This is a genomic window from Thermodesulfovibrionales bacterium, from assembly GCA_035622735.1.
GTDB lineage: Bacteria > Nitrospirota > Thermodesulfovibrionia > Thermodesulfovibrionales > UBA9159 > DASPUT01.
Genome location: DASPUT010000023.1, coordinates 1 through 18878 on the forward strand (window position 1 = coordinate 1; position 18878 = coordinate 18878).

General features: G+C 53.4%; 17 protein-coding genes. All 17 read right to left on the reverse strand.

Annotation, left to right across the window (positions count from 1 at the left end):
* Positions 1-2332: ATP-binding protein (locus VEI96_00920; protein ID HXX56544.1), on the reverse strand; the 2332-nt coding region annotated here is incomplete at its 3' end.
* Positions 2325-3326: an HD domain-containing phosphohydrolase gene (locus VEI96_00925; protein ID HXX56545.1), complete on the reverse strand. Its 1002-nt coding sequence runs from the start codon at positions 3324-3326 to the stop codon at positions 2325-2327. The genes VEI96_00925 and VEI96_00920, both read right to left, overlap by 8 nt.
* A gap of 433 nt (positions 3327-3759) precedes the next feature.
* Positions 3760-4656 (reverse strand): energy transducer TonB, encoded by an 897-nt coding sequence (locus VEI96_00930; protein HXX56546.1) that lies wholly within the window; start codon positions 4654-4656, stop codon positions 3760-3762.
* 152 nt (positions 4657-4808) lie between these two features.
* A complete protein-coding gene (locus VEI96_00935) occupies positions 4809-5936 on the reverse strand; it encodes an NAD(P)/FAD-dependent oxidoreductase (GenBank protein ID HXX56547.1) in 1128 nt (375 codons plus the stop codon).
* Between the two features lie 87 nt (positions 5937-6023).
* Positions 6024-6557, reverse strand: a complete 534-nt coding sequence (locus VEI96_00940; GenBank protein ID HXX56548.1) for a Mov34/MPN/PAD-1 family protein — start codon at positions 6555-6557, stop codon at positions 6024-6026.
* A gap of 8 nt (positions 6558-6565) precedes the next feature.
* Entirely contained in the window at positions 6566-7009 is a 444-nt protein-coding gene (locus VEI96_00945; GenBank protein HXX56549.1) for a universal stress protein, read from the reverse strand.
* A gap of 2 nt (positions 7010-7011) precedes the next feature.
* Positions 7012-8004 carry a galactose-1-phosphate uridylyltransferase gene (locus VEI96_00950; GenBank protein HXX56550.1) on the reverse strand — a complete coding sequence of 331 codons (993 nt, stop codon included), beginning with the start codon at positions 8002-8004 and terminating at the stop codon, positions 7012-7014.
* Entirely contained in the window at positions 8004-8894 is an 891-nt protein-coding gene (locus VEI96_00955) for a type III pantothenate kinase (GenBank protein ID HXX56551.1), read from the reverse strand. The genes VEI96_00950 and VEI96_00955 overlap by 1 nt, the downstream gene beginning before the upstream one ends.
* Positions 8800-9585 carry a biotin--[acetyl-CoA-carboxylase] ligase gene (locus VEI96_00960; GenBank protein HXX56552.1) on the reverse strand — a complete coding sequence of 262 codons (786 nt, stop codon included), beginning with the start codon at positions 9583-9585 and terminating at the stop codon, positions 8800-8802. The genes VEI96_00955 and VEI96_00960 overlap by 95 nt, the downstream gene beginning before the upstream one ends.
* A gap of 105 nt (positions 9586-9690) precedes the next feature.
* Positions 9691-11730 carry an excinuclease ABC subunit UvrB gene (gene uvrB, locus VEI96_00965; protein ID HXX56553.1) on the reverse strand — a complete coding sequence of 680 codons (2040 nt, stop codon included), beginning with the start codon at positions 11728-11730 and terminating at the stop codon, positions 9691-9693.
* Between the two features lie 87 nt (positions 11731-11817).
* Positions 11818-12618, reverse strand: coding sequence for a monofunctional biosynthetic peptidoglycan transglycosylase (mtgA, locus tag VEI96_00970; GenBank protein HXX56554.1), 801 nt, complete (start codon positions 12616-12618; stop codon positions 11818-11820).
* Positions 12619-12645: 27 nt separating this feature from the next.
* The gene (locus VEI96_00975; protein ID HXX56555.1) at positions 12646-13164 is read right to left on the reverse strand and encodes a hypothetical protein; all 519 of its coding nucleotides are present in this window, start codon (positions 13162-13164) and stop codon (positions 12646-12648) included.
* Positions 13165-13189: 25 nt separating this feature from the next.
* On the reverse strand, positions 13190-14068 hold the full coding sequence (argB, locus tag VEI96_00980; protein HXX56556.1) for an acetylglutamate kinase: 879 nt from the start codon (positions 14066-14068) through the stop codon (positions 13190-13192).
* A 7-nt stretch (positions 14069-14075) separates the two neighbouring features.
* Positions 14076-14657 (reverse strand): FmdE family protein, encoded by a 582-nt coding sequence (locus VEI96_00985; GenBank protein ID HXX56557.1) that lies wholly within the window; start codon positions 14655-14657, stop codon positions 14076-14078.
* A 109-nt stretch (positions 14658-14766) separates the two neighbouring features.
* Positions 14767-17436, reverse strand: a complete 2670-nt coding sequence (locus VEI96_00990; GenBank protein ID HXX56558.1) for an AMP-binding protein — start codon at positions 17434-17436, stop codon at positions 14767-14769.
* 111 nt (positions 17437-17547) lie between these two features.
* A complete protein-coding gene (locus VEI96_00995; GenBank protein ID HXX56559.1) occupies positions 17548-17958 on the reverse strand; it encodes a HEAT repeat domain-containing protein in 411 nt (136 codons plus the stop codon).
* Positions 17959-17998: 40 nt separating this feature from the next.
* Complete coding sequence (gene rpiA, locus VEI96_01000) at positions 17999-18817, reverse strand: ribose-5-phosphate isomerase RpiA (protein ID HXX56560.1); 819 nt, start codon at positions 18815-18817, stop codon at positions 17999-18001.
* Positions 18818-18878: the final 61 nt, after the last annotated feature.

Sequence of the window (18878 nt, forward strand, 5' to 3'; positions counted from 1 at the left end):
CGGTCAGAATGAAAATCGGGATCTTTTTCGTCGACGGGTTTTCCTTTAACTCTTTGATGACGTCGAAACCGAGCATATCGGGGAGGAGAAAGTCGAGGAGGATTACGTCAGGCATTAACGCCGAGGCGAGTTCTATCCCACGCCTGCCTTCCTGGGCAGAGTAGATGAGAAACTCCTGAGATTGCGAGGGCTCTTTCAGAGAATCGAGTCCGTCAGCTGCCTGGATGATGAGTACCGTCACCGGCCGTTTCTTATACCGCAGAATACCGAGGCCTTCAAGCCTGTCGAGCAGGATTTCCTTTTCAAGGGGTTTCATGAGATAGTCCGTGGCGCCGAGCGCAAATGCGAGTTCCTTATTATCGATTACGGAATGAATGAGGACAGGGATATGAGCGGTAGACTCGTCGTCTTTCAAAGACTGGAGAACCTCCCAACCATCCTTTTTCGGGAGCATGATATCAAGGAGGATCGCGAACGGTCTCAGCTTCTTTGTTTTTTCTATAGCTTCCTCGCCGTCAAAGGCATGGGCAACCTTATACCCCGCCTGCGTGAGGTGCAGGGTGAGGAGTTCCGCACTCGAAATGTCATCCTCTACGACGAGTATGAGGGGTGCCCTCTCTTCCATCCAGGGGAAGTTGAGGTTCACTGCTTCCGCCTCCTCGGCAGGCGCTTCCTGGACGGGCACGGTCAGCGGTAACACAAAGGTGAACGTACTCCCCGCGCCGAGTTTGCTCTCGACGGATATCCTGCCCCCGTGGAGTTCAACAAGCTTCCTCGATAGTGCGAGGCCGAGCCCGGCACCCCCGTACTTCCTCGACAGCGCCGTGTCCGCCTGTTCGAATTCATCGAATATCCTCTCTCTATCGTCTGGACCGATCCCTATGCCGGTATCCCAAACGGAAAATCTCACGAACTGCTGACTCTCCAGTTCACCCTTTCCCTCCGTCCTTTCAATCTGAACCCCGATCTTTCCCCCCTCCGGCGTAAACTTAATAGCATTTGAGAGGAGGTTATAGAGGACCTGTTTCAGTTTGACCCTGTCGGCGGTGACGTATTCGATGTCACTGCTTATTGAGAGGTCGAGATCGATGATCTTCTTCTCGGCCATCGGCTGCATTATGGTGAAGACCTCGGAGAGCACCCCCATCACCGTGAAGGTCTCATAGCTCATATCGTATTTGCCTGACTCGATCTTTGCGAGGTCCAGACAATTGTTGATAATATCGAGGAGATGCTTGCCCGATGACTGGATCGTCCGCAAGTATCTCTTCTGGTCCTCCGTGAGTTCACCGAAGGTCTTCTCGAGCAGGATATCGGAAAATCCTATGATCGAGTTCAGGGGCGTTCTCAGTTCATGGTTTATATTGTTGATGAATCGTGACTTCAACTCACTCGATCTCTCAAGCTCCTGATTCGTCTTTTTGAGTTCATCTGTCCTCTCCGCCACCTTCTTTTCGAGGTGTTCACGGAGTTCCGAGATCTTTCCCTCCTGTTCCCTGATTCTCTGGAGCGCGGCGCTTCTGTCCGTCATGAGGCCGATGATCCTCGAGAGGAGATTGATGGCCCGTTTCTGTCTCTCAGAGACCTGTCGGGGTTTGAAATCGTCGAGGTACATGATGCCGAAGATACGTCCGTCTGCCATGATCGGAGAAACAAAAACCGCTGCGATCCCTTCATCCATGAGCGCGGCGTTGTTCGTATAATTGACCTTCGAGAGATCGGGTATCTCGATCATCTCCTTTTTCCTGATGACGAGATCCGTCAAGCCGTCGGCCATGATATTCCAGCGTTCATTAGCGGAGAACCTCTTGCTCAGGCCCTTGGACGCGAGGAGATGCATCTGTCCGTCCTCTATCATCGCGATGCTTCCTGCGGGCGAATCGGTCATCTCCAGTGCCCTTTCGAGAACGAATCTCATGAATCCGGGGAGGTCTTCTGCCCGGGAGATGTCTTCAGTGATCGTGATAATCCTTTTTTCGTCCTCTATAGCCTTGTAGAGTTCGACCATCGCCTTCTTCTGTTTCTCTATCATCTTCCAGAGAAACTTTGCACCCGATGCGTCGATAACCTCCATGTGCCTAAAGAGCGTCCGTATCGTATCGCTCAATATCGCGTCATCGGTAACATTGAGAATAATTTCGGGCTCGGCGGCCTTTGCAAGAAGCGTGACGTTATCGAAGACAGGAATTCCCCATTTCTTTGCGAGGACTACCCCGGGGGTCTCGAGGTTTCTTTCGTAAACCCCGACGATCTTTATATCGGGCTCACCCCGCAGCATGGAAAGTATGGTGCTCCCGGTTATGTTCCCGCCCGCGAGGGCAATCTTAAGCATTGACCATCCTCTGCAGCCCCGTCACCTGCATCATTTCGAGGAACTGGGATGTGAGAACCGGGTCCCACTGCCCGTCATTCCTTTCGAACCTTAATACCTCGAGCGCCGTCATAACAGATCTGCCTTCCCGGTACGGTCTCTGCGATACCATGGCGTCGAATGAATCGGCAATCGAGAGGATCCTGGCATGCAAAGGAATTCTTTCGCCTCTCAGCCCGTCAGGAAACCCGTTTCCATCCCACCTCTCGTGGTGGTTCCTAATGGCCGGGAGGGAATCTCGCATCGAAACGAGGGGTCTGCAAATCTCTTCTCCGATGAGGGTGTGGCGCCTGATTTCCCCGAACTCCTCCTCCGTGAGATTTCCTTCCTTGCAGAGCAGAGTGGAACTCAATCCTATCTTGCCGATATCATGGAGAATGCCTGCCTTCCTCAACTGTTGCTGTACCCTGCCCCCGAAGCCGAGGAAGGCGGCAAAGGACTTCGAAATGTCCCCCACTCGCGTTGAGTGTCCTCGGGTATAGGGATCACGCGATTCCATAGCCACGGCGAGGGTGAGGATCACGTTTTCGGAATGCTCAAGGTCATCCTGGAGGCTCTTCAACCTCAGCAGTGACTTCACCTTTGTTATGAGTTCCTCGGTGTCGAACGGCTTGCTGATGAAATCATCGGCACCGCTTTCAAGGCCGATGATCTTACTCTGCTTGTCAATGAGCGCGGTGAGGAGAATAACGGGAAAGAACTGTTTTTCGTTCATCTCTTTTATGGTCTTGCAGAGTTCGTAGCCGTCTATCCCCGGCATCATGACGTCAAGAACGGCTATGTCAACTCTTTGTGTCTGGAATATTTCGATCGCCGAATATGCGTCGAGTGCGGTAAAAACGACGAAGCCGTTTCTCGTGAAGATCGCTTCGAGGAGTTCGAGGTTCGGTAGGAGGTCGTCCACAACTAGGATGGAAGGTTTTTCCTCGGCGATGAGAACTTCTGTGGGAACCATAGAGAAATTAAAGCACGCATCAATTAATTTGTCAAGAAATTTCTTTTAATATTTGCGTGTTATGAGAATTATCTCACAAAAAACTTAAGGCTTAGAGAAGTCGCAGGCCAGCATAATAGCAGCAGCACTCATTGTCGAGGTCATTGATGAAGGATCTCTCCGAACCATCTTCAAAGAGAATTCTCACAAAACAGAAACCACCGGGAAGGCTCGAATGGCTTTCCTGAACGACCTCGCCATCACCCCAGTGATCGTGTCTGATATGTTTTACCCTATCACCAATTCGCAAATATAACCGCTGTTTCATTTCTTATTATAACACCGAGAAAGTACGCGCATTTCAGCGAGGCAAGTCGCGCAGTCTCTTGTGAGGGGCTGGCAGCGGCCTGAAATTCGCTGCTGTCTTTGGCGTGTCCTTCAAGCAGCAAATCGGCTAACGTATATACGTTCCATAGATGCTATAGACAAAGTGGCCGGTAATGGTGAGGTCGTCCTTACCCCACTCAGTCGGCAGGGGCCAGAACGGTTGAGCATCCCGTAACGCCTGCTGGGCCGCTTCATCAAGGCTCCTGTGTCCGGAAGTCCTCAACAGCTCCATATCTCCGAGCATCCCGTTCTTCTTTATCGTGAACCTGATATAGAGATCACCATAGATGCCCCTCATGGCTGCGTCAGGAGGGTATTTCCAGATGCCCTCGATCTTCTCTCTCAACCGTTCCATATACGTGCGATACTTGAATTCTTCATTGTGAAACGTGAGCGTGTTTTCACTTTTCTGTTCCTCCCGCTTGGCGAATTTTTCGACCACTTCCCTGTCGAAAAGCTTCTCTCTGACCGACGGCATCGGGACAGTCCTTCCCAGGTCTCCGGGTTTTTGAGAAGGCAGAGAGCGAAGTCCTTCTCCATCCTTCTGCCCTCCCGATGGAGCACTTCCGGGTGACTGTGCCTGAGAAATGCTTTTGTCTGTTTCTCCGGAAGCCCTATCAGACTCCTCGCGGGAAGGCGGAATGGGCAACTGGCGGGGAGGCGAAGATTGTGCAGGCTGCCTCTGAGGTCGGGCAACCGACGGTCTTGCGATACGACTATCCGCGGGTTTCACGGGAGGGGAAGGTCTCGAAGCGGATGGAGGATTAGCCCGCGCCTCCGGAATCTGCTTCAGTTCATCGGGGTTCACGAGCCGGGTAACGAAGGGTTTCTCCTTCTCCTTTTTTTCTGTCGGCAAGAGGAAGAATACCAGTCCAAGCAAGAGATGGACCGTGACGGAGAACACGATCGCCCCTCTCCAGGAGAGAAGTCCTCTCATCGTTCTAACGATGCGGTTTCTCTTCATGCGCAACTTCCAAACGTACCGTGCCGATCGGAACACCCGGCACTGCTAAGACGGGAAAGCGGAGAAGAGAGGACCCCTTTCCTTTGAGGGGAGTGCCGGAGATTCTTCCGGTCTTGAACGAGATTGTTATCGCTAAACAAAGAATACCCGGTTCAACGTTTCCAAGCAAGTAATCTTCTGAAAAGGTTCATGTAAGAGAGGATACTTCCTCTCCCCGGATCCTTCTTGAGCCAGAGCCTCATGGATGCGTCCTGCACCTCCGGTCTCTTGTGGAACTGAACGAGCCGTTCTGTCTGGTTGTCGTCCCTCAGGAAGAATTCCGAAAGGCGTTTCATGAGCGAAAACCGTTTGCCGAAGGCTTTTTCCCAGAGGCGCTTATACTCCCCTCTCCTTCCTTCAATGATCGCCGCTGCTGCAAATTCTGCAGACTTCATCGCATAATAGATTCCTTCATAGGTCAGCGGCAGCACCTGACCGGCCGCGTCTCCCGTAAAGAATACCCCGTCCTTTACAAAGATGTCACCCTGCCAGAGAGGTATCCGATGACCGCGTAAAGAAGCCCCGTTTCCCGTCATAGGGGTCCCTGCCTTCAACGCCCTTCTCTCGGCAAAACGCCTCCAGAGCATTCTTATCTCGCTGTTATTGACGGATCCTGTCCCTACGGATATGCCTCCGTTTTGCGGAAAGACCCATGAGTAGCAGCGCGGAGCGTGGGAGGAACCGAACCAGAATTCGCAGCAATCCGTCTGCGGCCCCTGTATCTTCGCCGAGACCGCGAGGAGAGACGTGACAGGTTGGATGTTGAGCGCTGCCCGGACCCGTGAGTTGACCCCGTCAGCCGCTATGACATGATCGGCTTCAATCAGAACTGTCCCGCCATGCACCGACACTTCCGAGACTGCCGTCTTACCGACCTTCACGAAGCGCCTGAATTCCCCTTCCATGAGCCATGCCCCGGACTTCCGCGTTTCCTCCCTGAGGGCCGAGTCGAAATCCCCCCTGTTAACGATGGCTATTGTGGCATCCTTCAATCGGATAGGAACGGGTTCCCCCCCGGGAGAGATGATCTTGATCGTATCCACGTGCTTCGTGACGGCGCTCTCAGTCAACTGCAGCTCGGTAAAGGCAGTAGACGGAATGCCCCCGCCACAGGGCTTGATGAAGGAGAGGTTCTTCTCGATGAGGACCGTGTCAATGCCCTCCCTCGCGAGCGCCCTTGCCGCTATCGACCCTGCGGGGCCCCCGCCCACTACCAACACTGCGGTTCTTATGCTCTTCATGGTTTATAATTCTGTCTGAGATTATCTATGGCCTGATTTCCGTCGCTCCGAAGAGTCGGGAGATCCTGATCGATGTCTTTCTATTCTTTAACTGACGGCAGGAGAACGGTTCGGGTTTAGAAAACTCGGCGGAAAGGGGCAATGGATCTTCGCTCTCTTGAACATATTCCGGTTCATAAAGTAGGCTGAAACCTTGAAGAAGAAGTCGCCTACGGAACCGGAGATCGTACCGTCTCTGTTTTCACCCCATCCCACGGTCTTCTCGTTATTATTGATCGCAATGATGAGGTAGACGAGACCCTTCTTCATTCCTTCTATGTCCTCTTCGCTCGGTATCGGGAGCCCTTTCGTCGTGCCAAACTGGGTATGTGAATGGAAATCACCGATAATCTGGAGCCTGTCGAATCTCTCGAGGATCGGCGCTATCCTCTTATGGTTTTTGTCATGAACGATAACACCTTTGTGCCTCCTATTCGCCGTTTGAAAACTGAAGGCATGCTCGACGATGAACCGGTCCTCCAGCCGGTACCCGAGAAGATAGCCAAGGCATTCCCTCTTATACACCTCAGCCGAGCTGAGGAGAATGTCGATAAACGCATTCTCTGACAGATATACTCTCATTTCCTAAATCATCGTGGTGCCCCCACGGTCAGGACAGGGCACCGTGCATTTCGCACGATCCGTTCCGCGGTGCTGCCGAATATAATCCTATCCAGTCCCTTTCTGCTGTGGGTACCCGTAATGAGGATGTCAATCGTATTCTCGTCTGCAAACTTCAGAATCTCTTCGTGAGGGATTCCCTTCAGGATCCGGTATTCGATCTCTTTGTACCCTCTCAGCTCTTCACAACACCACTTCTCGCATTCCTTCAGGGCATTCCGTTCCATGTCGCTGTAGAGCTCTTCTATATTAACATGGGGCACATAAAATCCGGTTCCTTTCGCTATATCATAGAGGACGTGAACGACGTAGAGCCGCGCCTGGTAATGCTTTGTCAGATCCACAACATAGGGGACGGCGTGTGCGGAGCCTTCCGAAAAATCTGTCGGGAAAAGAATTCTCTTAATTTCCATGGTCAAGCCTCCCTTAAATATTTTGCTGCATCCTCAGGGGATGTCGTAAGGATATGGAACCCCGACCCCCATTCAAATCCGCTTGTCCTGAGCAGACGGGGCATGATCTCGATGTGCCAGTGAAAATCCTCTCCCAGGGTGTGCCAGTGGTTACGCCGTGGAACCCTGTTTGGCGCGGTATGGAGGACATAACTGTACGGAGGGTCCTTCAAAATGGACCTCATGTTCTTGAGCATGCGAGAGAGGGTGAGTCCGAGGTCCTCTGTTTCCGCGTCACTGATGTCCTGGAATGCGCAACTATGCTTCTTCGGCAGTACCCAGAACTCAAAGGGAAACCTCGGGGCGAAGGGGCTGAAGACAAGGAAGTCTCTCGTTTCAGATATTATCCTGTCGCCGAACCTCAGCTCTTCACGCATCATGTCGCAGAAGATACACCTCTCCTTATAGACAAAGTACTGTTTGGCTCCGTCAAGCTCTTCCTTGACCTGTTTGGGGATTACCGGCGTTGCCGCAATTTCGGAATGGGGGTGGGTAAACGAAGCGCCGGCCGACCTTCCGGAATCCTTGTAGATAAGGGTGTAACGCAGCCTCGGGTCTCTTTCGAGGTCAGCGATCCTCTCCCGGTAAAGCCTGAGAACCCTCATGACTTGTTCCACTCCGATATCCTCCGGTTGTTTTGTGTGTTCCGGGGTCTCGACGATTAACTCGTTCGCACCGATGCCGTTCATCTTGTCATACATCCCGAGGCCTTTTCGTCCGAGTTCACCCTCAATCTGGAAAACAGGCTCGAAATTTGGGATGACCCGTGCCCACCATTTCCCGTCTTCCCGTACCGAGGCTATTTCTTTCGGGGTCTTTGTTTCGTTGCCGGCACAGAGGACGCAGGATGTCTCGTTCCTTTTTTCGGTCGTGGCATCGTATGCTTCCGGTGGTTTTGAGTCGTTCAGGACGGCCACCCATCTGCCGAGCAGCGGGTCTTTTCGCAGCTCATGCATCAGGTGTTCCTTTCATAAATCAACCTCAGGCCGCTCAGAGTCAGATCGGGTTCCATGCGGAAGCCTCTCCTGAGAAACCGTGCCATGATTCCGGCGTTTCCTCCCGTAATTACGACCTTGAAGTTGCAAGACGCTTCGTGTTCCATCTCGGTTACAAGCCTTTCGACGGCACCTGCCGTACCGTATATAATACCAGAAACCATGCAGCTCGGCGTGTCTTTTCCGACAGCAGACGGCCTGCGCTCCCCAGAGATTCGGTCGGGGCTTATATCGAGAGGGGGGAGCAGCGCCGTGCCGCCATGGAGCGCTTCAGCCATCAGACTTATCCCCGGCAGTATCGACCCTCCGATAAAGGTGTCGTCCTTAACCGCGCTGAGTGTCGTCGCCGAACCGAAATCGACGGCAATGACAGGGGATCCAAGGAGATTATACGCGGCAACAGCATTTGCGATTCTGTCTGTGCCGACATCAAAGGGTTTTGAGAGGTCGAAACGCAAACCTGTGTTCATGGAGGCAGTGATCATTAGCGGGTCACTGTTGCTTAAATTGGCAACTGCTTTACTAATGAGCCCGCTAAGTTCCGGGACCACTGAAGATAGCGCAACCCCTGCAAGCGGTTTTGGCCTTCGCGGAGACTGTCGAAAGGGCAGGAGAAATTCCTTGATTTCAGACTCGTATGCCCGATAAGGCCTCCTCGGACGGACAGGGATCTTCAGCCTGCCCCTGAGGATCGCATCGGAAAAAAGGCCGATCGTGATAAAAGAATTGCCTATATCTACCGCAAGGAGCACCCCCCTATTTCCCGTTCTGTTGAAGAATCGTGAGATCTCCTGTATGTATCGTCCTGATTTCGCCTGTCCGTACCTTGAGGAGTAACATGCCATGCTCATCTATATCTTCGGCGGTTCCGGTGAGGACTTCGGCTCCGGTCGTGACCCTAACAGTCTTCCCGAGTGTTGAGGAGAGGCGGCGCCATTCATCGAGCATTACCTTCCTCTCGTCTCCCATGAGAGCATCGTACCAGCATGCCATCTCATTGAGTATACCCGCGACGAGGACATCCTTCTGCTGTTCCCTCGATGCCTCTATCTTGAGAGACGTTGCCGTATCCCTCAATTCCGGAGGGAAGGCGTCGCCGTCTGCATTCGCGTTGATCCCGATGCCGATCACGGCAAAGATGATACGTTCGCCGGCTGATTTAATCTCGGTGAGAATGCCTCCCACTTTCTTATTCCCAATCATCAGGTCATTGGGCCATTTTATCGTTATCGGAAGCGCCGTCCCTTCTCTCAATGCACGCGCGCAGGCAATCGACGCCGCCATTGTCAGAAACGTTGCATTCCCCGACGTGATGCCGGGCCTGAGAATCAGGCTCATGTAAATATTGGTCCCGGAGAGAGATGCCCACGTTCTCCCGAGTCTCCCCTTGCCCTTCGTCTGACTCTCGGCAATGACCACCGTTCCATGGGGCGCCCCGGTCCCGCCCAATTCCATGGCAAAGGTATTAGTAGAAACGACTGTCCTGAGGACGACCAGGTTCCTCCCGATTGTTCCCTTGATCAGGGCTGGTAGCTGCTCCATTTCGGTTGCATTATATCACAAGAAAGTCGGTCCACGTCCCTCACGGAAGAATACGGCGATGGGGATAACCCTCCCGGACAACCTCTTCGCCAAAGCGATCTTCGATTATCTTCTTTTCGCCACCCGTTTTCTCACCTTCGGCTTATCAGGGGCCGTTGACGTCCCGAGTCCAACCTCGAGCAGGCTCTTCTTTATTTCCTTGATCCTCTCCCTCAGCACAACGGCCTTTTCGAAGTCCAGCTTCCCGGCTGCCTCTTTCATCTCCTTTTCGAGCCTTTTTATCGTCTCCTCATCATTCGCGTACGGGGAAGCATCTTCCGCTGCTGAAACCGTCCAGTAATCGGACTCATAGATCGAACTCAGGATGTCTTTAATACTCGATTTCACCGTCTCCGGCGTTATCCCCATCTTTGCATTGTATCTCTTCTGAACTCTCCTTCTCCTTTCCGTTTCCTCCATAGCCCTCTTAATGGAACCGGTGATGGTGTCAGCGTAAAGGATCACTTCACCGTTCAGGTTCCTCGCGGCCCTTCCCGCTGTCTGTATCAACGACCGTTCTGAACGGAGAAAGCCCTCCTTGTCGGCATCGAGGATTGCGACAAGAGATACCTCAGGAAGGTCAAGTCCCTCCCTCAGGAGATTCACCCCGATAAGGACATCGTATTTGCCCTGCCTCAGATCCCGCAACAACTCGACTCTCTGGAGGGTATCGATGTCAGAATGGAGGAACCGCGCCCTCACCCCTAATTCGATATAATAATCGGTCAGGTCTTCCGCCATCTTCTTTGTGAGCGTTGTAACGAGGATCCGTTCACCCTTTCCCGCCCTCTTTCTGATTTCGGAAAGGAGGTCATCCACCTGTCCCGCAATCGGTCTCACCTTCATCTCAGGGTCTATGAGGCCCGTGGGCCTTATCAACTGTTCGACGACTCCGCTCCGCGACTTTTCGAGCTCGTAAGGTCCCGGTGTCGCTGATACGTAGATCACCTGTCTCACTCGGTGCTCGAATTCTCTGAAGGTTAAGGGCCGGTTATCCAGGGCAGATGGCAGTCTGAAGCCAAAATTGACCAGGGTCTGTTTCCGCGACCTGTCTCCTTCGTACATCCCCCCCAGTTGCGGAACCGTTGCATGAGACTCGTCAATTATGATGAGGAAGTCTTCCGGAAAGTAGTCAATGAGGGTATATGACGGTTCACCGGCTGCCCTTCCGCTCAGGTGTCTCGAGTAGTTTTCTATTCCGTGGCAGTACCCGAATTCCTTAAGCATTTCGAGGTCGAACCTCGTTCTCTGCTCGATCCGCCGAGTCTCGAGAATCTTGCCCTCCTTGAGGAAATATTCGACCTGTTCTTTCATCTCGGCCTCTATCAGCTTGAGTGCAGGTTCGAGACGTTCCCGCGGCGTTATCCAGTGGCTGTTCGGAAAGAGCGCAAATTCGTTGAGCCTCTTCAGCACATCGCCGGTGAGGGGTTCGAACTCATAAAGGGCGTCGATGTCGTCCCCAAAAAATTCGAGCCTGACAGCCTTGTCGATAGAGAAAGACGGATACACCTCTATGATGTCTCCGCGCACCCTGAAGGTCCCTCGCCTGAAATCCGTGTCGGAGCGGATATACTGCATATCGACAAGCCTTTCGAGGAGACTGTCCCTCTCGGTATGCATCCCTTCCTCGATTACAAGATGCATGTCCCGGTAATCCTGGGGGGAGCCGATGCCATAGATGCACGAAACAGATGCGACGACAATGGTATCCCTCCGCTCAAGGACAGCCCTTGTGGCGGAATGGCGCAACCTGTCGATGTCGTCATTGATCATCGCGTCCTTCTCGATGTAGGTGTCGGTCGTGGGAATGTAGGCCTCGGGCTGATAGTAGTCATAATAGCTGACGAAAAACTCAACAGCATTTTCAGGAAATAATTCCTTGAATTCGCCATACAGCTGGGCCGCAAGGGTCTTGTTATGGGCGATGACGAGGGTCGGCCTGTTCACCTTCGCAACAACGCTAGCTACCGTGAATGTCTTTCCCGAACCGGTGACCCCGAGGAGGACCTGATGGTTCAGGCCTCTTCCTATGCCTTCGGCTAATGAGCTGATCGCTTTTGGCTGGTCGCCTTTCGGGGTAAAGCCTGTTGAGAGCTTAAAGTCCATGATTCAGTCTATCAATCAAGGTGAAGGAGGGTCAAGGATAAGTAGAGAATCGAACCGCCCGCTGGGAATAACGTAATTCGTGACGAATTAATCCGATGGTTTTTGCAGCTCAATATGAGCAGACGGGAAATCTCTTCCCTGCTCCGGTGAATGGTCATCGCCTTCGGTGACTTCGTCATAGTGAGGGATGACAATTCCCCTCCTGACCATAATGGTGTAAATGAGATTTGAACGGCTGACTACGTACCGCTGATCCCCATTGGGGTTATATTTCCTCGGGTTCGGAAGAACCGCAGCGAGCCGCGCAGCATCCTCCGGCTTGAGTTGCGATGCGGGCTTCCCGAAATAGTGCATCGAAGCGGCTTCGATCCCGAATATCCCTTCGCCCCACTCTATGACATTGAGATAGATTTCGAGGATCCGCTTTTTCGAAAGGACCTGCTCCATCCTCCAGGTTATTATCGCCTCAGCAATTTTTCGGAGCGGGTTCTTTGAAGGCGAAAGATAGAGATTCTTTGCGAGCTGCTGACTTATCGTGCTGCCGCCGAGCCTGAACTTCTTTGCCTTTATGTCCTTCTCAACAGCCTTCTCTATCGCCTCGTAGTCGAACCCCTCGTGCTTGTAGAACTTGTCATCCTCCGCGATGAGGACCGCCCTGATGAGATAGGGAGATACCTTCGAAAGGGGCACCCAGGCCTGGTAAATCTTGACTTTCTTCCCTTTCTCTTTCCATTCTCTCTCCCGATACTCCATGAGGGAGGTCCTTTTCGGGTTTTCTTTCCTGAGACGCGAAATGTCCGGCATGAAGAAGAAATAGGAGAGGGAGAGGAGAATGAGGAGAATAAGAAAGAGCGAAGAAGCCACCTTGAAAATCTGACGTTTAGTCACCGCTACAGAAATCTTCTTAAGTCCCTCTTATTGAAGTGGTCCCTTGATGAGACGGACATCGTCGATCCAGACCGTGCCCTTTCCGTTGATTACGAGATTGAGTTTTATGAGGTCAGGTTTTTCACCCTTCTTGAGGAAAAAAGGGGTTTCTGCCGTGGACCAATTCGTCGTTCCGGACAGAGGGTTCTGGAGGCCCCGCGAGAAGAACTCGCCCTTGCCCGGGAAATGACACCACATCTCGAGATAGACCTGGCCTTCTACGTTCTCCGTTCGGAGTTTTGCCTGGTACGTCAACCGAGCGTCTTCGACATCAATATCGTTCACCTCAAAGAGTCTCACTACCGTCGGTCCGGGTGCGGTGATCCTCAGAGAACCCTTGCCGTCGCTTGAAGTCTCTTTGTCGATTACGGCACCGGACTGCGTGATAATCCCGTCAAGACTGTCGAGGGGATATCTCTTCAGTTCTACCACCTGCTGGGAAGCCTTTGAACATCCGAGACTACAAAAGATCACGACACATATGCAGACGACGAGAAATGTCCTCATGTCTTGGCCTCCTGATCGATACTCATCACTTTACGATCTCTGTCCCGATCCCCTTCTTTGTGAATATCTCGAGAAGGAGACAGTGCGGAACCCTGCCGTCTATGATATGGGTCTTTTTCACCCCGGCGTCGAGGGCGCGGGTACAGGCCTGGACCTTCGGCAGCATCCCGCCCGAAATGACTTTCTCGCCGATAAGCTCCATGATATCCCTTTTGTCGAGCGTCGAGAGGATCTTACCCTCGCTGTCCTTTATCCCTTCCACATCGGTAAGGAGCATCAATTTTTCGGCCTTTAGCGAGGAGGCGATCGATGACGCCACGTAATCGGCATTGATGTTGTAGGCTTCACCTTTGGCCCCGACCCCTATGGGAGAGATGACAGCGATGAAACCGGGCTTTTCGAGTGAGTCCAGTATCGCCGGATCTACGGATTCGACCTCTCCCACCAGTCCGATGTCGATGGTCTCCTCACGACCCTTCTTTGCCGGCTTCTTCAGGAGTTTCTTTTTTGCCCTGATGAGACCTCCATCCTTACCGCTCAAGCCAACCGCTCTGCCCCCGTGACTATTTATCAACGCGACGATCTCCTTATTGATGAGGCCGCCGAGTACCATCTCCACGATATCCATGGTCTCGCGGTCAGTCACCCGCTGACCCTCAACGAAGGTCGGCTCCTTGCCCATCTTCTTCATCATGTGGCTGATCTTCGGTCCTCCGCCGTGTACGATCACTGGCCGTATGCCGATGAAGCTGAGGAGGACCACGTCCTGAGCAAAGGAGTTCTTCAAGGCGTCCTCAACCTGTGCGGCACCGCCATACTTTATGACGACGGTCTTGCCGTAAAAATTCCGGATATACGGCAGGGCTTCGACTAAGATGTTCGCCTTCTCAACTAAGTGTTTCACGGCTTAATCACTCCGCGCATGGGATGCAGACGGCCTTCCCCTCTTTGACCCGTGCCCTCGGTTCCGCAACCTTCTCTCCGCACCTCGCACACGTGATGCTCTGGTATATCTTTGCCTCGGGGGGGAGGGGGATATTCACCTTCTTTATTGTCAGGAGTTCCGATGCTGAGGCCTCCAGAATAGCCTCTGTCTTCCGCGTTTTTCTGTCATGCACGGCCTGTAAAACATCCTCAGAGCGGTCACCCTCTGCATAACGCTTCCAGACCTTCTTCTCTCCCTCCGTCTCGGGAGGGGGAGTAAAATCTATCGCGATCCGCACCGCCTCGCCGGACGGTCTCTCTATGAATGAATAAACCTGCTTCCCGTGATCTTTGAAGATGAGATTTCCCTTTCCGAAGGTGCAGCCAGTCAGAACCTGAATGGCATCGACAGCGCACGAATCGTTCTCGACTATCGCGACGAGCTCTTCATCCTCGGAGATCCCTTTCATGGCCAGTTTCTCCATTGCCGCCTTTGCAACTCGGTAGCCCAGCGCAAGCCCCGGGCAGCTATGGCCGTGAAATTCGACAACCTCTCCGAAGGTCTTCATTGCATCGATTTTACACCAAAGAGACGATTTTTAAAAGGACCGAACGCGATGCTTCCATGACGAATGCCGAACTCTCCCTATGCTTTTTATTGGCAACATGTGGCGCCGTTCAGGCACGTTCTCCTCGCAGCGTCCTCACGCGTTCCCTTATCTCATCGGAGAAGAATTGATAGTCATCGGTGCCTTCAGGTTTTCTCGTGAAGTCCATTTCCGACGGGTAAAGGGCATTCCCGAAAGTGAGCCGTATCTTCTCGATTCTCGGCCACAGTGCGCCTCGCGGCAAGGCACGAAAGGTGCCTTCGATTAAGACCGGTACGACCGGGATGTTATGCTCAACGGCGAGGATGCCGATGCCTTTCTTGAATTCCATGAGGGTTCCATCGGGAGACCTCCCTCCTTCGGGGAATATGCAGAGGGACCTCCCGTTCCTGAGGACGTAGGAAGAGAGCTGAAAGGCCTTGCCGAGGAACGTTTCGGGATCGATCGGTATGACGTGGGCGAGTCTCGCGAAGAGGGAGAGGAGGCGACCCGTGAAATACTTCTGATACCCCTGGAAATATAACACCTTGAAGATATCTTCCGGAACAGCGGAGCCGACGACAAATCCATCCATGTTACTGCAGTGATTCGGCGCAATGATGAACGGCGATGCCGGAAGGCTTTCGCTGCCCCTGACTTCGAACCTGAAAATGGACCTCAGGATAACTCTGAGAACCGCAAGAAGAACCACAATGAGAGACCACTCAATCCTGCCTTGTCCGAGCCCTATTCTCGCCCTTTCCTCATCCGTCGGTTCTTCGGCAAAGACATCCTTCCAGAATGGTTTCTCCTCTCGCTCCGCAGAACCCTTCAACGCAAATTCTTTTATGCTCGCGACAAGTTCACCGACGGTCTGGACCGTCGATGCAAACGTCTCCGGTAGCTTCAGAGAGAAAGCCCTCTCGAGAGCGACGACAAGCTCGACCCTCTGAAGAGAGTCGAAGCCAAGGTCGAGTTCGAGGCTGTCAGACATTCGGACCGTCTGTTGCTCCTTCAAGAACCTGGAAATACATTCTGCAACGACCCTTCCGATTTCATCTCTCAGTAATTCCGGGTCTTCTCCCCCTGACTCTCGATTCTTGGCTCTCTTCTCGTCAAGCAATCCCCTTATCATATGTCTCTTCAATTTCCCGAGAGGCGTTCTCGGCAGAGGGCCGGGATAAAGCGTGAAACCTTTCAGCCTCGCGTAGGGCGGTTGTTTCATAGAGACCCCGTTTATTGCGGATCTCAGGGATTCATGGATGTTCCCTATACGCTCCTTTCTCGCACAGTCGAGGTCAGGCACAATGATTCCATGAAGAGACGCCGCGCCTCCGCGGGCCCCATAATGGGTGACACAGAGTTCTTTTATTAACGGGATTTTCAGGTACGCCCTCTCGACGTCCTCGGGATAGACATTCTTCCCGGAACTGAGGACGATAACCTCCTTCACCCTCCCGGTAATGAAAAGGTAGTTCTCGCCATCGAGATAGCCGAGGTCTCCGCTCATAAACCAGCCGTCGCGAACGACCTCCGCGGTAGAAACAGGGTTCCTGTAATAGCCTCTCATAACCATCGGTCCTCGGATAGCTATCTCCCCTTCTCCGGCCTCCGACGGGCTCACGATCTTTATCTCGACGGACGGAAGGGGCTTTCCCGCGGAGCCGGGTTTTCTCTTCGCCAGGGGATTGAAGGTCACAATAGGAGATGTTTCGGTCAGGCCGTATCCTTCAAGCACCGTGAACCCGAGGGCCTCAAGGTCTTTCATCACTGAAGGGTCAAGCCGGGCTCCGCCGCAGGCGAAGAATCTAAATCGGGCGCCGAATGCGCGACGTACGGATCCGAACGCCCACTTGCCCAGGTTCAGGCCCGTCAGTCCTCTCAGCCTGCCGCAGAGATTCAGGAGCGCTCTCAGGGAAAAGGCAACGGCTGCGGGCGTCTCCTGAAACCTTCTCAGGATGCCGTTCCGCATGAGTTCGAGAATCTGGGGCACGGCGATGAGGATCGTCACCCCCCTGTCCTTCATTGTCGAGATGAGTTCGGGCCCTTTCATCCCGAGCGGGTATGTAATGGTCGCGCCGAGAAAGACAGGAACGAGGAAGGTGCACATGAACGAATAGGTGTGATGAAGGGGGAGGATCGAGAGTACGTTGTCTCCACGCGTCACAATCCCCGCGCTTATCGCCGCCTCAGCATCGGAACAGAAATTCCGGTGTGACAGCATCACCCCTTTCGGGTTTCCCGTCGTTCCCGAGGTGTATAGGATGGATGCCAGATCCTCCTCTGAGATCTTTTTTCTATCCTCACCAAATGGAGACGGACGAAGGCGCTGGGAAGTGTCACCGGCGATGCCGCACTCTTCCCGAAACTCGTCTGAATCCAGGTTCATCGTCTTGACCGTGACCCTCACATTTTCCGCTGTTTTCTCGCTCTGAAATAAAAAGACTGCCCTGGAGTCTAAAAGGAGGTTCCCCACCTCATCAGGCCCGAGCTGCGCGTCTATGGGGACAGCCACCCCACCCGCCATGAGGATTCCAAGATACGAGACACACCACTCAAACCTATTTTCTGAGAGAATCGCTACTCTGTCGCCGTTCTTAATCCCGGTCTTCATCAGATGCGATGCTATCCCCTCCGTGCACTTCAGGAAATCTCTGTAGGTGACTGTTTTCCAGGAGCCGTCAAAATATGCGAAGGCTATATCGTCGGAATAAAGTTCTGCAGAGTTCAGGAACCGGCCTATTATGGTGTCACCTTTCAAAGTTTAACCCGGAAGTCAATGGTGACGGACATGTGTCAGGAGAGATGAAGAACGGGCAACGGAGACGATGTAAAATTCGGAGGCCTGCTGCTGCCTCTCATCTGCTGATGCTCACCGGTTTGGTTTACCCAGAATCGACTTGATCTCATCTATCGCTTCCGTTGCGATCCGCCTCACTTCGTCATGCTCATCATGCAGGGCCTCAGACAAGAAAGGGATGGCCTCGCGGTTGCCGGTAATCCCCAGGAGATAGGCGGCATCGCCCCTGATGGTGGGGTTTTCGTTGTCGAGGAGAGCGACAATGGAAGGGATTGAAAGCGCGATATTCCCCGCGTCTTCCTCGGCAAGGGTCTCGAAAAGGGCCGAAATGCCGAGCCTGACACGCATTCTCTCATCTTTCATGAGGTCGCCGATCAGGGGATAGAGGCCCCTGTCGTGTTTGAACATGTCGACGATATTTTCGAGGAAGCCCTTTTCCATGTAATCGCCGATCATCGCCTTCATATCGAACGCATTCGTCATCGTAAAATAGCATACCACAAATAAAACCCTGTCAAGCGCGCTATGCCGGACCGGGCCGATCGGAAGGACGACGGAGTTCCAGAACCTCTGCGCCTTTCCCGATCAAGACGATGTCAGTCATGGCAATGAAGAGGCCGTGCTCCACCACGCCGGGCATGTGAGAGAGTTCACCCGCAAGCCCTGCAGGATCGGGAATCTCCCCGAAGCTGCAGTCCAGGATATGATGACCCTCATCCGTGACGAACTGCCGTCCTTTCCGGTCTTTTCGCACGGTAACGGAAGCGCCGAGCGCTTCGATGCGCCGGGCCAGCAGGGCCTGTGCGAAAGGTACGACCTCTACGGGCAGTGGAAAATTTCCGAGCGCCGGGACCTGCTTGCTCGCATCCGCGATGATAACCACTGTATGGGAGGCGCTGGCAACGATCTTCTCGCGCAGGAGGGCACCACCACCACCCTTAATGAGATTGAGAGCGGGGTCGATTTCATCGGCGCCGTCGATCGTCACATCGATCTCCGAACATTCGTCGAAGGTCGTCAGGGGGATACCGAGACCTGCCGCCAGGACCCGTGAGTTAACGGAGGTGGGGATGGCGCGGATTTTCAGGCCGGCCTGCACGAGTTCTCCCAGGAGGCGGATCGCGTGCGAGGCGGTAGAGCCGGTCCCGAGCCCCACTACATAGCCATCCCGGACGAAGGCGAGACTTCGTCCGGCCGCTGCCTGTTTTTCCCGTTCACTTGCCATTGCGGTTCGACGTTGCGCTGCCGGCATCGATATGCTCACGGACAGCGCTCGTGGCCTCTCATAATCTTCGGTACAGATAATAGTTGATATCTCGCGCGTATCACCTCTTTTTATCATACGGCGCGACGCCTGTCAAGGAGATACAGGTCCCTCATCACGGAACCGATTGGGATAGCGC

What these genes read in the sequence shown, in the direction of transcription:
- VEI96_00925 (HXX56545.1), bottom strand. Translation starts at nt 3,326, where the DNA reads ATGGTTCCCACAGAAGTTCTCATCGCCGAGGAAAAACCTTCCATCCTA.
- VEI96_00930 (HXX56546.1), bottom strand. Translation starts at nt 4,656, where the DNA reads ATGAAGAGAAACCGCATCGTTAGAACGATGAGAGGACTTCTCTCCTGG.
- VEI96_00935 (HXX56547.1), bottom strand. Translation starts at nt 5,936, where the DNA reads ATGAAGAGCATAAGAACCGCAGTGTTGGTAGTGGGCGGGGGCCCCGCA.
- VEI96_00940 (HXX56548.1), bottom strand. Translation starts at nt 6,557, where the DNA reads ATGAGAGTATATCTGTCAGAGAATGCGTTTATCGACATTCTCCTCAGC.
- VEI96_00945 (HXX56549.1), bottom strand. Translation starts at nt 7,009, where the DNA reads ATGGAAATTAAGAGAATTCTTTTCCCGACAGATTTTTCGGAAGGCTCC.
- VEI96_00950 (HXX56550.1), bottom strand. Translation starts at nt 8,004, where the DNA reads ATGCATGAGCTGCGAAAAGACCCGCTGCTCGGCAGATGGGTGGCCGTC.
- VEI96_00955 (HXX56551.1), bottom strand. Translation starts at nt 8,894, where the DNA reads ATGAGCATGGCATGTTACTCCTCAAGGTACGGACAGGCGAAATCAGGA.
- VEI96_00960 (HXX56552.1), bottom strand. Translation starts at nt 9,585, where the DNA reads ATGGAGCAGCTACCAGCCCTGATCAAGGGAACAATCGGGAGGAACCTG.
- uvrB (HXX56553.1), bottom strand. Translation starts at nt 11,730, where the DNA reads ATGGACTTTAAGCTCTCAACAGGCTTTACCCCGAAAGGCGACCAGCCA.
- VEI96_00975 (HXX56555.1), bottom strand. Translation starts at nt 13,164, where the DNA reads ATGAGGACATTTCTCGTCGTCTGCATATGTGTCGTGATCTTTTGTAGT.
- VEI96_00985 (HXX56557.1), bottom strand. Translation starts at nt 14,657, where the DNA reads ATGAAGACCTTCGGAGAGGTTGTCGAATTTCACGGCCATAGCTGCCCG.
- VEI96_00995 (HXX56559.1), bottom strand. Translation starts at nt 17,958, where the DNA reads ATGACGAATGCGTTCGATATGAAGGCGATGATCGGCGATTACATGGAA.
- rpiA (HXX56560.1), bottom strand. Translation starts at nt 18,817, where the DNA reads ATGATAAAAAGAGGTGATACGCGCGAGATATCAACTATTATCTGTACC.